This is a genomic window from Shewanella sp. UCD-KL21 (assembly GCF_001957135.1).
GTDB lineage: Bacteria > Pseudomonadota > Gammaproteobacteria > Enterobacterales > Shewanellaceae > Shewanella.
Genome location: NZ_MPHK01000013.1, coordinates 68,720 through 82,399, shown reverse-complemented (window position 1 = coordinate 82,399; position 13,680 = coordinate 68,720). Strand labels below are relative to the sequence as shown.

General features: G+C 42.4%; 13 protein-coding genes. 8 read left to right on the top strand and 5 right to left on the bottom strand.

The annotated features are described in order from the left end of the window. Positions 1-13: 13 nt before the first annotated feature. The 4 genes from rsmA to lptD form a co-directional block, all read right to left on the bottom strand. Positions 14-820 carry a 16S rRNA (adenine(1518)-N(6)/adenine(1519)-N(6))-dimethyltransferase RsmA gene (gene rsmA, locus BM739_RS12815; protein WP_076541204.1) on the bottom strand — a complete coding sequence of 269 codons (807 nt, stop codon included), beginning with the start codon at positions 818-820 and terminating at the stop codon, positions 14-16. Between the two features lie 6 nt (positions 821-826). Further along, a complete protein-coding gene (gene pdxA, locus BM739_RS12810) occupies positions 827-1,813 on the bottom strand; it encodes a 4-hydroxythreonine-4-phosphate dehydrogenase PdxA (protein ID WP_076541203.1) in 987 nt (328 codons plus the stop codon). A gap of 9 nt (positions 1,814-1,822) precedes the next feature. After that, a complete protein-coding gene (gene surA, locus BM739_RS12805; RefSeq protein ID WP_076541201.1) occupies positions 1,823-3,127 on the bottom strand; it encodes a peptidylprolyl isomerase SurA in 1,305 nt (434 codons plus the stop codon). 122 nt (positions 3,128-3,249) lie between these two features. Further along, the gene (gene lptD, locus BM739_RS12800; protein ID WP_076541199.1) at positions 3,250-5,547 is read right to left on the bottom strand and encodes an LPS assembly protein LptD; all 2,298 of its coding nucleotides are present in this window, start codon (positions 5,545-5,547) and stop codon (positions 3,250-3,252) included. A gap of 135 nt (positions 5,548-5,682) precedes the next feature. Here lptD and BM739_RS12795 point away from each other — a divergent pair, with 135 nt between their 5' ends. The 6 genes from BM739_RS12795 (at position 5,683) to BM739_RS12770 (ending at position 10,477) form a co-directional block, all read left to right on the top strand. Further along, on the top strand, positions 5,683-6,696 hold the full coding sequence (locus BM739_RS12795) for an aminoglycoside phosphotransferase family protein (RefSeq protein WP_076541197.1): 1,014 nt from the start codon (positions 5,683-5,685) through the stop codon (positions 6,694-6,696). Positions 6,697-6,754: 58 nt separating this feature from the next. Further along, on the top strand, positions 6,755-7,453 hold the full coding sequence (gene murU, locus BM739_RS12790) for an N-acetylmuramate alpha-1-phosphate uridylyltransferase MurU (RefSeq protein WP_076541196.1): 699 nt from the start codon (positions 6,755-6,757) through the stop codon (positions 7,451-7,453). Positions 7,454-7,561: 108 nt separating this feature from the next. Beyond that, on the top strand, positions 7,562-8,338 hold the full coding sequence (djlA, locus tag BM739_RS12785; RefSeq protein WP_076541194.1) for a co-chaperone DjlA: 777 nt from the start codon (positions 7,562-7,564) through the stop codon (positions 8,336-8,338). A 69-nt stretch (positions 8,339-8,407) separates the two neighbouring features. Next, the gene (locus BM739_RS12780; RefSeq protein WP_076541193.1) at positions 8,408-9,022 is read left to right on the top strand and encodes an outer membrane beta-barrel protein; all 615 of its coding nucleotides are present in this window, start codon (positions 8,408-8,410) and stop codon (positions 9,020-9,022) included. Between the two features lie 14 nt (positions 9,023-9,036). Continuing rightward, positions 9,037-9,987 carry a D-2-hydroxyacid dehydrogenase gene (locus tag BM739_RS12775; RefSeq protein WP_076541191.1) on the top strand — a complete coding sequence of 317 codons (951 nt, stop codon included), beginning with the start codon at positions 9,037-9,039 and terminating at the stop codon, positions 9,985-9,987. Positions 9,988-10,018: 31 nt separating this feature from the next. Then, the gene (locus BM739_RS12770) at positions 10,019-10,477 is read left to right on the top strand and encodes a hypothetical protein (RefSeq protein WP_076541189.1); all 459 of its coding nucleotides are present in this window, start codon (positions 10,019-10,021) and stop codon (positions 10,475-10,477) included. Between the two features lie 166 nt (positions 10,478-10,643). Here BM739_RS12770 and purT read toward each other — a convergent pair whose 3' ends face one another. Then, the gene (purT, locus tag BM739_RS12765; RefSeq protein WP_076541187.1) at positions 10,644-11,840 is read right to left on the bottom strand and encodes a formate-dependent phosphoribosylglycinamide formyltransferase; all 1,197 of its coding nucleotides are present in this window, start codon (positions 11,838-11,840) and stop codon (positions 10,644-10,646) included. Between the two features lie 232 nt (positions 11,841-12,072). Between purT and BM739_RS12760 the strand changes: the two genes are divergently transcribed. After that, positions 12,073-12,468, top strand: a complete 396-nt coding sequence (locus BM739_RS12760) for a DUF3302 domain-containing protein (RefSeq protein WP_076541185.1) — start codon at positions 12,073-12,075, stop codon at positions 12,466-12,468. Between the two features lie 2 nt (positions 12,469-12,470). Further along, complete coding sequence (locus BM739_RS12755; protein WP_076541183.1) at positions 12,471-13,616, top strand: HlyD family secretion protein; 1,146 nt, start codon at positions 12,471-12,473, stop codon at positions 13,614-13,616. Positions 13,617-13,680 lie beyond the last annotated feature (64 nt).

Below are 13,680 nucleotides of genomic sequence, written 5' to 3'. Positions count from 1 at the left end.
AGTGCCCTTAGAATTATAGATTTTTATCGCAAACTAAATTTGCAAGTGCCACATACTGCTCGACTGTTATTTGCTCCGGTCGAAGAGTCGAATCAATGTTCAGCGCGCTGAACTCGTCATCTGTTATCATGTGCTTTAAGTTGTTCCGCAGTGTTTTACGGCGCATATTAAAGGCTGTGGTACATAGATGACGTAAAACAGTGACATCTTTACATGGGAATGGCTTTACATCGTATGGCAATAAACGTACCACAGCAGAGTCGACTTTTGGCGCCGGAGTAAAGCTTTGTGGCGGCACTTCAAGTACAGGTACGACTTTACAGTAGTACTGTGCCATCACTGTTAGGCGGCCATAAGCTTTAGTGCCAGGACTTGCAGAAAGGCGCAAAACCACTTCTTTTTGTAGCATAAAGTGCATGGTTTCAATTATTTCAGCGAACTCAAATAAGTGAAACATTAACGGCGTTGAGATGTTGTACGGTAAATTACCAAATACTTTCATCTTTTTGCCGTCTTGTTGCAACTGGCTAAAGTCGAAGTTCAGTGCATCACCCTGATTGATATTAAGCTTATGCTTTAATACTGGGTGGTTTTCTAAACGCTCGACTAAGTCTCTATCTAATTCGACCACAGTTAAGCAATCAACTGATTCAGCAACAGGTTCAGTTAATGCGCCAAGGCCTGGGCCAATTTCAACCATAACATGGTCATTATCTGGCGAGATGGCGCCCACGATCCGACTGATCACACTTTCATCAGTTAAAAAGTTTTGTCCAAAACGCTTTCTGGCCGTGTGGCCTAAATGTACTTTATTGCTCATTAAAATTTAACTACTTACTTTTGAGGCCAATTCAATGGCTTTATTTAATGCACAGGTAAAACTACCACTATCAGCTTCACCGGTTCCGGCTAGCTCTAAAGCTGTGCCATGATCGACAGAGGTTCTGATATACGGAAGACCTAAGGTAATGTTAACCGATTTTCCAAAACCTAAAGATTTAAGTACTGGAAGTCCTTGGTCGTGATACATAGCAAGAACCACATCTGCTTCTTGTAAGTATTTAGGCTGGAATAAAGTATCTGCAGGTAATGGACCTACAATATCAATACCTTGCTCTCTAAGTTCATTAAGAGCAGGGATCATGATATCGATCTCTTCTCGGCCTAAGTGTCCATCTTCACCAGCATGCGGATTAAGGCCGCAGACGTATATTTTAGGTGAAGTAATGCCAAACTTTTGCACTAACTCACTGTGCAAGATTTGTATTATATGATGTAAACGCTCGCGTGTAATGGCTTTTGCAACATAAGCCAGTGGAATGTGGGTGGTCATTAATGCCACCTGCAGACCTGGCGCTGCCAGCATCATTACCACATCTTGGCAATTTGCTTGTAATGCAAAAAACTCAGTATGGCCGCTAAAAGGTATACCCGCTTGATTAATAATACCTTTATGAACAGGGCCCGTTACCACAGCTTCAAATTCATTGGTCATGTTTTTCTCACCCGCATAGCGCAAGGTGTCGACCACATATTCACTGTTAAGCTCATTTAATTTACCGCATTCAACTTCAGCGGCAAGAGTAAATGGCGCAATAGTTAAAGTGCCAGCCTCTTGGGGCTTTGCTGGTAATGTTGGCTGGTAAGGTCTTAATGTCAGCGGCAAGCCAAGCATTTTTGCTCGGCTAGTTAATAATTCTGGGTCGGCACAAACAACTAGCTCAGCAGGCCATGGCTGCTGAGCAAGTTGAATCACAAGGTCGGGGCCGATACTCGCCGGTTCACCCGGCGTAATCGCAATACGTATTGTCATTAAGTTAGCTTAACCTCGAGTACTCTCAGGTTCAAAAACTTCAATATAGGCTTCTGAACGCATTTCATCTAACCAGTTTTGCAGTTCTTCATTGAACTTACGACGATAAATCAACTGGTGAGCACGATTGCTATTAAACTGAGCTGTAGCATCAGTTTTACGTCTTTCTTCAAGTTGAACGATGTGCCATCCATGGGTTGTTCTAAAGGGTTCACTATACTCATTAATTTCTAAGCTTGATAATGTTTGAGCAAACTCAGGTACATATACTGTCGGTTCTGCCCAGCCTAATTCACCACCTTTTGCCCCTGAACCTGGATCTTCAGAGTATTGGCGCGCAAGTGCTGCAAAATCAGCTTCGCCTGAACGAACTTGAGTTAAGAAGCTTTCTAGCATTGCTTTAGCACGATCTTCTGAAAGAATCGGTGACGGTTTTAGCAAAATATGACGTGATCTGACTTCATTAATTTCTTTGGTTTGCAGGCCGCGAGCGTCCATAATTTTAATAATATGAAAACCTGAAGCACTTTTAATTGGGCCAATGACATCACCCGTTTTAGCGTCAGTTACCACCTCTGCAAACAAGGTTGGCATTTCGTTCACGCTCATGTAATCCCAGATACCACCTTCAAGCGCTTTAGGGCCTGATGAGGATGCGATAGCTGTACGGCGAAAATCTTCACCTTCATTTAAGCGGTCTAATACGATATTCGCCCGTTTGCTCGATGCTTCAAGTTGTTCACTGCTTGGGTTGTTTGGCACTTCAATTAAGATATGTCCAACTTGGAACTCAACATCTTTTAAGCCTTGCTCTTGGATCATTTTAACTAAGTTACTGATCTCTTGCGGCGAGACTTGAATACGACGCTGAACTTGAATACGTTGGATTTCACCTAGGGTGATTTCTTCGCGTAATTGCTCACGGTATTGTGCATAGCTCATACCTTCGCTTTCAATTTGTTGTTGCATTTGAGAAACCGTGAGCTTTTGCTCTTTAGCAATATTCTCAATGGTTTGATCAAGTTGTAAGTCGCCAATAGAGAGACCAATACGCTCTGCCATTTGCAATTGCAAGTGAGTTAAAATTAAACGTTCAATAACTTGAGTGCGAAGTGCATTATCTGACGGTAAGCCTTGGCCTGCTTTTAGCGCATTGGCTTTTACCGACGCCACCATGTGAGTGATTTCACTTTCAAGAATAATACCCTCATTAATTTGTACTGATACGCGGTCGAGGGGAACTGGCGCCGCGATGGTTACTTGGCTCATTGCCAAAGTAAATAAAGCAAAAATCATTTTCTTACAGTGTTTCATCCACGAAATCCTTGGCACTTTTAGTTTTAATTGCAGTGGCATATATACCACATACAGTGTTGTTATCTTTTATTAGGACTGTTTGTTTTCCAGTAGGTTCAGCAATCTATCACAAATGATGGCTAATTCCTCAAGTAAAGTGGTTTACGATAGTTAAATAATCCGTCATCAAGCATGTCTTCCACACCTAGAGGGCCAGAACCACCTAAGCCTTTAATGATAAAGTTGAGGTATACACCACTTTCAAACTCTTCTCGGCTATCTAAACTTGGGTTTAAATCATCATCGTAATTAGTTTTAATGCGGTAATGGTAACTTAAGCGCACTGCCCAGCAGCAAGACTCGTATTGGACACCAGTATAGGTTTCAATATTTCTTGATTCATTTAAGTCGTAATAAAAGTTACCGACAAAATATAAATCATCACTTATTGGCCATGAGGTACGCATACCTATTTGAGATATGTTCACTCTGTCATTCGTGTTGGTGTTAAGCAAGTCAGGCACATAGCGATAGCTAAACTGTAATAATTTGTCATTACTTGGTCTAAAATCTAAGGTGACTTCACTTTTCTTATTCTCACCTTTTTCGGTATCAAATTGCACTGCACCACTAATAAACCAATCTTGATACATATTGGCATCGATTTCAGCGGCCAGCACCGACGTTGATGCATCCGCTTCTATGTCGTTGTAACTATTTATTTTACTATCTTCAATAAACACAATTTGACCGATGCTGAATTTAAATTTTTCAACATTGGCCTCATCAAAGAGGCGGGTGGTTAAGCCTAAGGTCATTTGATTGGTATCGGCTATTCGGTCTAAGCCTGAAAAACGGCGGTCTCTAAATAAACCAAAGTAATCTTCTTGTAGCTGGGCAGTATCATAAACACCAATATTAGATTGGTCTTCATAACCGACATATAAATATTGAAATTGTGGCTCTAAGGTTTGTTTGTAATTACTGCCAAGCATGGCTAACTGACGTTCGAAATTAATTTGACCGTGAATTCGCACCTGAGGAATGGTTCGGTTGACCGTGTCATCCAGCTCATCGTTACTGTTATTGTTGTCTTGCCAGTATTGGGTTTGCAGTAATTTAACTTCACTGGTCACAGAGCCTGCAGGCCCTTGTATCGGCCAGCTTATACTTGGCTCCATATGAAAACGTGTTGCCGTGGCATAGTCATTTTCTTTATGTTGAAAATTGGTTAGCTCAGAATTGAATTTAAAATCTAACCCATTCCAAAAATCATTAGTCTGATAGTTAAAGTTCAGCTGAGGCATGACCTGATAAGGGCTCTCTTCTTCGCCGAGAACTTTAATATCTTGTACCCGCATGCCGAGGTTCCAATCTCGTTCAAAGTAGCTAATTTCACCGATACGTGAAAGCTGATTGTCGGTTGAGCGATTAACATCAGAACTGAGATCATTGAAATAGTTATTGTCTGAGACATCTGTAAAATTGGCTTGTACACGCCAGTTTTCATTTATTGCACCTTGATGGCGCCAATGATAAAGGTAGCGATCAGGGCTATTATCTAATTTGTCGTCATTAGCAAGGAATTCAAAGTTGAATTGACCATCTTGTTGTTCACCGGCTAAGTATCGAAATTCTGTTTTACTGTAAAACCCTCGGGCTGACATATAGGTTGGAGTAAAGGTTAAGTCGTATTCTGGGGCAATATTCCAATAATAAGGCACACTGACTTCAACGCCATTGGTGGTACTGGTGCTAAAACCGGGGAATAAGAAGCCTGACTTTCTTTTATCTGAAACCGGAATGGTCATATAGGGTATGTACATAATAGGTACATCGGCTATGCGTAATTTAGCATCCCAGATCTCGCCCCATTCTTCACTGCTGTCGATGCGAATTTCTTTCGCTTCAAGGCGCCAAGAGTTATCGCCAGGGGGGCAGGTGGTGAAATTGGTGTTACTGAGCTCTAAATTGTTTTGTTCGGTAATTTTTAATTGCTGAGCATCGCCATTAATTTGTTGGCCATTAAGCCAATACTTAGCCCCTGTAAGGGTGGCGCTGTTGGTCAGCATTTGCGCATTTAATGAATCTGCGGTTACGGTAAATTGCTCATCACTGAAAATCAGATTGCCATTAGCATCTAATTGCTCATTTTTTTGATCTAAGATGGCTTCGTCCGCACTGATATGACGACTACCTTGGCTGAAACTGACATTACCTGAAAATTGGGCTTTATCGCCCATGGCTGCTTCAGAGCGATCGGAAATAATGACAATATCTTCAGCTGAAATATTGCTAATGCTATCACGGTCGTTTATCGACGGTGAAACGGGGGCCTGCACTGCACACTGAAGTTGAGCCTCTTCTATTTCAGGAGACTCTTGCGCCAAGACTAGGTTTGGTAACAGGCTTAATGCCAGGAAATAACGGATCTGCATGTTAATAATTGATTATGAATTCTTAGTCTAGACAAAATGAATTGAAAAAAGAGCCACAGCTAACATTTTATCTTTAGCTGTTTCCAAATGTTATGTTGGCTATAATAAAGCAATTTTTACATAAGAGCCATTGAGATGAGTTTATCTGATACAAGATTTATTTTACTGAGTAAGTGGTTAAGTCAACATTTCAACACAGATATCACCCCAACACTCATTTGTGGTGATGCCAGTTTTCGTCGTTATTTTCGCGTTCAGCATTTAGCAAGCACGTATATCGTCTCTGACTCGCCTATTGAACTGGTACCCATTGCGCCCTTTATTGATCTAGCGGCGGCATACGCGCAAGCAGGATTAAAGGTACCTGAAGTTATAGCACAAGATGATATTAACGGCTTTGTATTGCAGTCAGATTTAGGCGATGAGCAACTCATCACACGCTTAAATAACCAATCTGTGATTGATTTTTATCAGCAAGCGTTAGGGTTATTGCCGCAAGTGGCGCAGGTTAAGTCCACAATTAAGGGCGACTTACCGCAATACGATGTCGCTTTTGTCCAGCGAGAGTTAGCCATATTTACCGAGTGGCTGTTAACGAAGCAGTTGCAATTAACCTTGAGTGAAGATGACCATGGCATTATCGAGAATGCTTTTGCTATTTTAACAGCTAATGCTATTGAGCAGCCAACAGTGGGAATGCACCGTGATTTTCATTGCCGCAATATTCTCATAAATCAGCAACAATTAGCCTTAATTGATTTTCAAGATGCGGTGATAGGCCCTGTTACCTACGATGCGGTGTCATTATTGCGAGACTGTTACGTGAGATGGCCAGATGCCGTGGTTAATCAACTTCAAATGGATCATTTTAATTTGTGTATTCAGCATGGGTTAATGGATGACAGTGTAAGCTTTAGTCAATATCAGCGCTGGTTTGATTTAATGGGAATGCAGCGCCACATAAAAGCCGCTGGCATATTTGTACGGCTTAATTTGCGTGATGGCAAAGCCGGTTATTTGAAGGATATTCCACTCACCCTTGGTTACATCGTTGATATTGCCGCTTTATACCCAGAGCTACAAGCCTTTGGCCAATGGCTACAACAAAAGGTGTTAACGCATTTTAGTGCCGATGCGACAGATCAATGATATTCGCGCGGTTACCGTTAATATACACAGATAAGCTTAACCCTATGGACATTAATATATGAAAGCCATGATTTTGGCTGCGGGTCGTGGTGAGCGATTGCGACCGCTTACAGATTCACTTCCCAAGCCCTTGGTCGCTGCTGCTGGTAAGCCGCTGATTGTTTACCACTTAGAAAAATTAGCCGCAGCAGGCATCAAAGAAGTTGTTATCAACCATGCTTGGTTAGGGCATAAACTAGTACAAGCGCTAGGCAATGGCAGTCAGTGGGGGCTCACTATTAACTATAGTGCTGAAGAAAACGCCTTAGAAACCGCTGGCGGCATTAAACAAGCCTTAAGCCTATTAGCTGACGAAGCGTTTTTGGTTATCAATGGCGATATATATATCGATGAATTACCTGATATCACTCAGGCAATGGCGCAATTAAATGCAGATCCCGTATTAGAGGCATTTTTATGGTTAGTTGATAACCCTCAGCACAATCCGATAGGTGACTTTGCCATGATAGGGGCGCAATTAGCGCAAGCGGGTGCTAACAAGCTGACCTATTCAGGCATGGGGATTTATCATCCAAAAATGTTTGCTGACATTGGGGCAGGTAAGCAAGCCTTAGGGCCATTATTACGTCACAAAATGGCGGATAAAAAGATTATCGGTAGTCGTACCAGTACTTACTGGTGTGATGTAGGTACCATTGAGCGGTTAGACTTGTTAACAAACTACTTGGCAACAGGCACCATAGCAGCAGAAACGTAAATTGTAAGTAGGCCGCAGTAGGCACATGACAACATGTGCCATCAATAACCAGTCGACATAAGACGGCGTTGAGCTCAGCAGTAAGACAAATTAACAACAGGAAGATGAATGCGTATTTGGGGTAAGGTTTTCGGTTTTATTATCGGTTACATGTTTGGTAAAGGTTTCGGCGCCCTATTAGGGCTTTGGCTTGGTCATATGTACGATAAACGCAGTGGTTTTGCCGAGATGCTGCGTAAGGGGCATCAGCGTCAAGCTGAGTTTTTTAATACCACCTTTACGGTTATGGGCCATGTTGCCAAAGCTTCTGGCCATGTGACGGATGTGGATATTCGTATTGCCACTATGCTGATGGATCAAATGAAGCTAACTGGTGATGCCAGACGTGATGCGCAAACAGCATTTAGAAATGGACGCGATGCCAATTTCGATTTAGTCAAAACCCTACGCGAATTTCGAGTGATGACCCAAGGTCGCCGTGAAATATTACAAATGTTTCTTGAAATTCAAATCCAAACGGCGCTTTCCGATGGCGAACTGCATAGTAAAGAAAAGCAGATTTTATCAACCATAGCCAAAGAGTTAGGCTTAGGCCAAGCTCATTTAGATGCACTGCTAAATCGTTGGCAGGCAGAATTTCATCATCATCAAACGGCCAATGGCAGCCACATGCAGCTTGAAGATGCCTATTCACTTTTGGGTAAGCAGGAGTCTTCAAGCGATCAAGAAATTAAACGTGCTTATCGAAAACTCATGAATGAGCATCATCCAGACAAACTGGTCGCTAAAGGCTTGCCAGAAGAAATGATGGAACTGGCAAAAAGCAAAGCTCAAGACATTCAGTCTGCTTATGAAACAGTAAAAACATCTCGTGGAATGAAATAATCGCAGAATGAATAGTAAGGGCGATAACCAATAATCAACATTAAGACGTGATGTGAAAGGGAGTTATTTATGCATTATAAAGCGGCTGTAAGCCTGGTGAGCTTGGCGTTGTTAACAACCACGGCTCAAGCTGAGGTGTTTGTTGCTCCTTTTGGCGGTTATAGTTTTGGCAGTACAGAGTTTGATATTGGCGATGTGAATAGTCAGCAAACAGATAAGCTAAAAATAACCGAGTCAGAGCATTATGGCTTTATGGCAGGGGTGACGACCAAAGACCCAGGTAATATTTACTTTCTTTATAGCACCCAAAAAACTGATTTGAGAAGTAATGCTTTTAGTGCGGATGTCTTAACTGATCTTGATGTTGATTATTTCCATGTCGGTGGAAGTTTATTTTTCCCCAATGGCCGCGTTAAACCTTACGTTACCGTCACTGCCGGTGTCACGCATATGCGACCGAGCAATGACTTTTCAACTGAAACCCGTTTTTCAATGGGATTTGGCGGCGGCGTAGCCTATGAAATTACCCCTCAAGTGGCCTTATTTGCCGATGTAAGAGGCTACGCTACATTCGTTAACTCAAACAATAGCTTTTTCTGCGGCCCCAATGAATGTGTGTGGAACATATCAGCCGATATCATGTGGCAAGGGCAGGGAAATATTGGTTTAGAGGTTAAATTTTAATTAGGTGACCGAACATGAAAATTGTTGTACTTGATGGCCATACATTAAATCCGGGTGATTTAGATTGGTCATCGTTAGCTGCGCTGGGTGAGCTTAGCGTTTATGAACACACTATGGCAGCAGATATTATTAACCGTAGCAAAGATGCCGATATAATCTTAACCAATAAAGCGGTAATAGATGCTGAGGTGATAAGCCAATGTCCACAGCTTAAATACATAGGCGTGACGGCAACAGGCACCAATGTGGTTGATATCGCAGCGGCTAACGCGCAGCAGATAGTTGTCACTAATGTACCTGCTTATGGTCCAGATGCTGTGGCGCAAATGGTCTTTGCCTTAATACTGCAACACACTCAGCAGGTGGATTTACATGACAAGGCCGTTAAACAAGGCCAGTGGAGTCAATCGAGGGACTTTTGTTTTACGCTTTCATCGTTAGTCTCGCTAAAAGGTAAAACCATGGGCATTGTTGGTTATGGTGACATTGGCCAGCAAGTGGCAAGGTTAGCACTGGCTTTCAATATGCAGGTGTTAATCACCACATCGACAGCTAAAACCGCTTTACCTGAGGGCGTCAAATGGCAGCCGCTCGAACAGCTATTAAGCCAGTCTGATATCGTGTCGCTACATTGCCCGCTAAATCAAGTGACCGATAGCATGATCAATGCTCAAAGTCTTGAGTTGTTTAAGCCTAACGCTTTGTTGGTTAATACCGCCAGAGGCGGCTTAGTGGATGAAGCAGCATTGGCTGATGCGTTAAATGATAATCGCCTTAGCGCTGCACTTGACGTGCTTTCAAGTGAGCCGCCAACGGCTGATAACCCGTTATTAGCGGCTAAAAATACCATTATTACCCCTCACATCGCTTGGGCAACAATAGAGGCAAGGCAAAATCTGTTAAATATTGCCGTGGATAACGTGGCGCAATTTTTGAACAACACCCCATCTAATCAGGTTAATTAGTTAGAAAAACAAATAAGGATGTTTGTGCAATATGAGTTTATGGAAAGCGCTTTACGATGTATTTGAAAAAGAACATGCGCGGGTTGAAAAGCATAAAGGCCAGCAACGCGCGCTTGTCTTTGAAATTGAAGCCAATATTAACTTTATTGCCGCAGGACTAGAACAGGGTCTTAGTGTTGATAAAATAGTCGCTGGAATTGATGTGGATGTGTTTAAGCAATCAATGACACAAGGTTATGACTTTAATCGTTTAACTGCTAATAGCTTAGTGGCTAACACCATTATTGATTACCCTGAGTTTGATAAATATATCGGTAAAAGCTCTGATGAACTGGTTATCAATGTTTACGACAAAATATTTGTTTTGCAAAAATTAATGCAAGCGGGGCGTTTCCGGCAAGATGGCAAACTAAAATCCTTATTAAGGATGTTGATTTTAGTGTTATTTCACTTGCAAGGCAAAGTGCTGCCTAAAAGAAAAAACAGCTAGCGCTTTTAAACTCATTTTAAGGCCATCTGCCATTTTTGTATTAAAAAGCCTAACCTGAGTACTTTAGGTGCTTGAGGTTAGGCTTTTATTTTTCAGTGAACAATCATTCCCCCATGCCGCAAAGCGCAATGCTAAGCGGTAATAGGCGAGTTGTCATTGAGTAAAGCTAAAAAATGACCTTAACTTTGGCTGCCGATGCGATGGCTTTAGTTATGGCATTATCAATACTGTTATCACGGGCTAAGGCAACACCCAAGCGGCGTCTGCCATCAATATCAGGTTTACCAAATAGTTTAATTTGGGTGTCCGTTTGCGCTAATGCTTCAGCAACGCCTTGATAGCGAATATTGTCAGATTTACCTTCTGCCAGAATAACCGCAGAGGCACTTGCGCCATGTTGCTTAATCTCGGTAATCGGCAGGCCTAAAATAGCCCGAACATGTAAAGCAAACTCAGATAAGTCTTGGCTAATAAGGGTGACTAAACCGGTATCATGGGGTCTTGGTGATACTTCTGAAAAGTACACTTCATCACCTTTGATAAACAGCTCAACACCAAATAAGCCATAGCCGCCTAACGCGGTTACTACTTGCTCACCAATTTGCTGCGCTTTTGCAAGTGCTACCGCTGACATCGCTTGTGGCTGCCAAGACTCACGATAATCCCCATCTTCTTGTCTGTGGCCAATGGCATCGCAATAATGAATGCCATTGACAGCGCTAATGGTCAGCAAGGTGATTTCATAATCAAAATCAATAAAGCCTTCAATTATCACTCGTCCACCACCGGCGCGGCCACCTTCTTGAGCGTATTGCCAAGCTTGTTCAATTTGCGCATTGGTTTTTATCACGCTTTGACCTTTACCTGATGAGCTCATGACTGGCTTAACCACACAAGGTAGGCCAATTTGCTCAATTGCGGCGTTGAACTCAGCGAATGTATCGCAAAAGAAATAAGGCGATGTTGGAATGCTTAAGGTTTCCGCGGCTAGGCGGCGAATGCCTTCTCTATCCATGGTTAACTGAGTCGCTTTAGCGGTTGGAATAATATTAATGCCGCCTTTTTCTAATTCGACCAGCGTTTGAGTTGCAATTGCTTCAATTTCTGGGATCACTAGATGCGGTTGTTCTAATTCAATAACGTCTCGTAATGCTTTTTCATCAAGCATGTTTACCACATGGAAACGATGGGCTATCTGCATGGCTGGGGCATTAGGGTAGCGATCGACACCAATGACTTCGATGCCAAAGCGTTGTAATTCAATAGCGACTTCTTTACCGAGCTCACCACAGCCTAAAAGCATGGCTTTTACTGCGCCATCAGTTTTAGCGGTACCAAAGGTGAAAGGGACATTATTATTCATTATTTAACCTTGTAGGGGGAAAATTAGCCGAGGCAGTTTACCTTTTATTGGTATTTGATTGATTAGCTAAACCGATAAGTGTGTAAAAGATCACGTGAAAACTCTTATTGTTATAGCGAATAAACCACTTAAATTGATTATTTAAACATCAGGCTTGTGCTATCTTTATGTTGCAAGTATGTTGTTTTTAGGGGTTGTATTTCTCTTGTTTTGAATATGATAGGAGTGTCATATGTTTTTGGATTATTTTGCACTAGGACTATTGTTCTTTGTGGCATTGGTTATTTTTTACGGGGTTATCGCGATACATGATATCCCCTATGAAATAGCTAAAAAGCGCAATCACCCACAGCAGGACGCTTTGCATATTGCTGGTTGGGTAAGTTTATTTACCCTACACGCTATCTGGCCATTTCTTTGGATTTGGGCAACCCTATACCGCGAAGATAGAGGTTGGGGCTTTAGTGATGGTAAGAAACGTGAGTTGATATTAGAAGGTGAAGTCAAAGAGTTACTGGAAAAGGTTAATGACTTAAATGAGCGCTTAATCTCAATTGAGTCGCCATCGGCACAAGCAAGTGCTACTGAGCCAGTTAAACCTCAACCCCAGCCAAAACAAGGAGCGTAGCTATGGATCTGCTACTGATATTAACTTATACCGCTTTTTGTGTGGCGATATTCAAAATTTTTAAAATTCCACTTAACAAATGGACTGTGCCAACGGCGGTATTAGGCGGTATTGCACTAATCGGTACTTTATTGGTATTGATGAACTATAACCATCCTTATACTAAATTTGCCCGTGAATATTTCGTTTCAATCCCCATTAATCCCGCAGTTAAAGGCTTAGTGGTCGAAGTCAACGTCAGGCCTAATGTGCCGGTGAAAAAAGGTGACGTGTTATTCAGAATCGACCCAACCCCTTTTATTGCCATAGTTAAACAAAAAGAAGCGGCGCTTGAAGATGCGCTGCAAGCGGTACCGCAATTAAAAGCCTCATGGGAGAGTTCGATTGCCCGCGCGGCGCAAGCAGAGGCTAATCGTGACAGAACCAAATCTGCCTTTGAGCGTTATGATGAAGGTCGCCGTAAAGGTGGCAGAAACTCGCCATTTTCTGAAATTGAGTTAGATAATAAACGCCAATCGTATTTAGCCGCAGAAGCTGCTTTTAAATCAGCGCTAGCAGAAGAAATTCGTTTTAGACTGGCATTTGAGTCAAACATCGATGGGGTAAATACTGATGTTGCTGTGGTTAAAGCCGAACTTGATGCTGCCATCTTTAATTTAGAGCAAACTGAAGTGAAAGCGCCGGTTGATGGCGTAGTCACTCAAATGGCGCTGCGCCCGGGGGTGATGGCTGTGCCTATTCCGCTGCGACCCACGATGACATTTATACCTGATGAAGACCGCTACTTTGCTGGTGCATTTTGGCAAAATTCATTACTGCGCTTAAAAGAAGGTGATGAAGCGGAAATTATCCTTGATGCCATGCCTGGCGTGGTACATAAAGGTAAAGTCGTTAAGGTATTACCTGCGATGTCAGAAGGTGAGCTACAATTTGGCGGCGCGCTGCGCTCTTCAAATGAGTTATTTAAGCGTGGCCGCGCGTTAGTATTAATCGAGCTAGATGACGATGAACTCCGCACCAGCTTGCCTGCAGGTGTAGCAGGGCAAGCGGCAATTTATACCGAACATTTCACCCATGTATCAATTATTCGTAAAGTGTTACTGCGAATGCAAGGTTGGCTCAATTACCTCTTTGCTGAAGCGCATTAGTGATAAGGTGATTATTGTTGTATCAAAAAAGTCCGCGATTGCGGACTTTTTATTTTAGCGACAT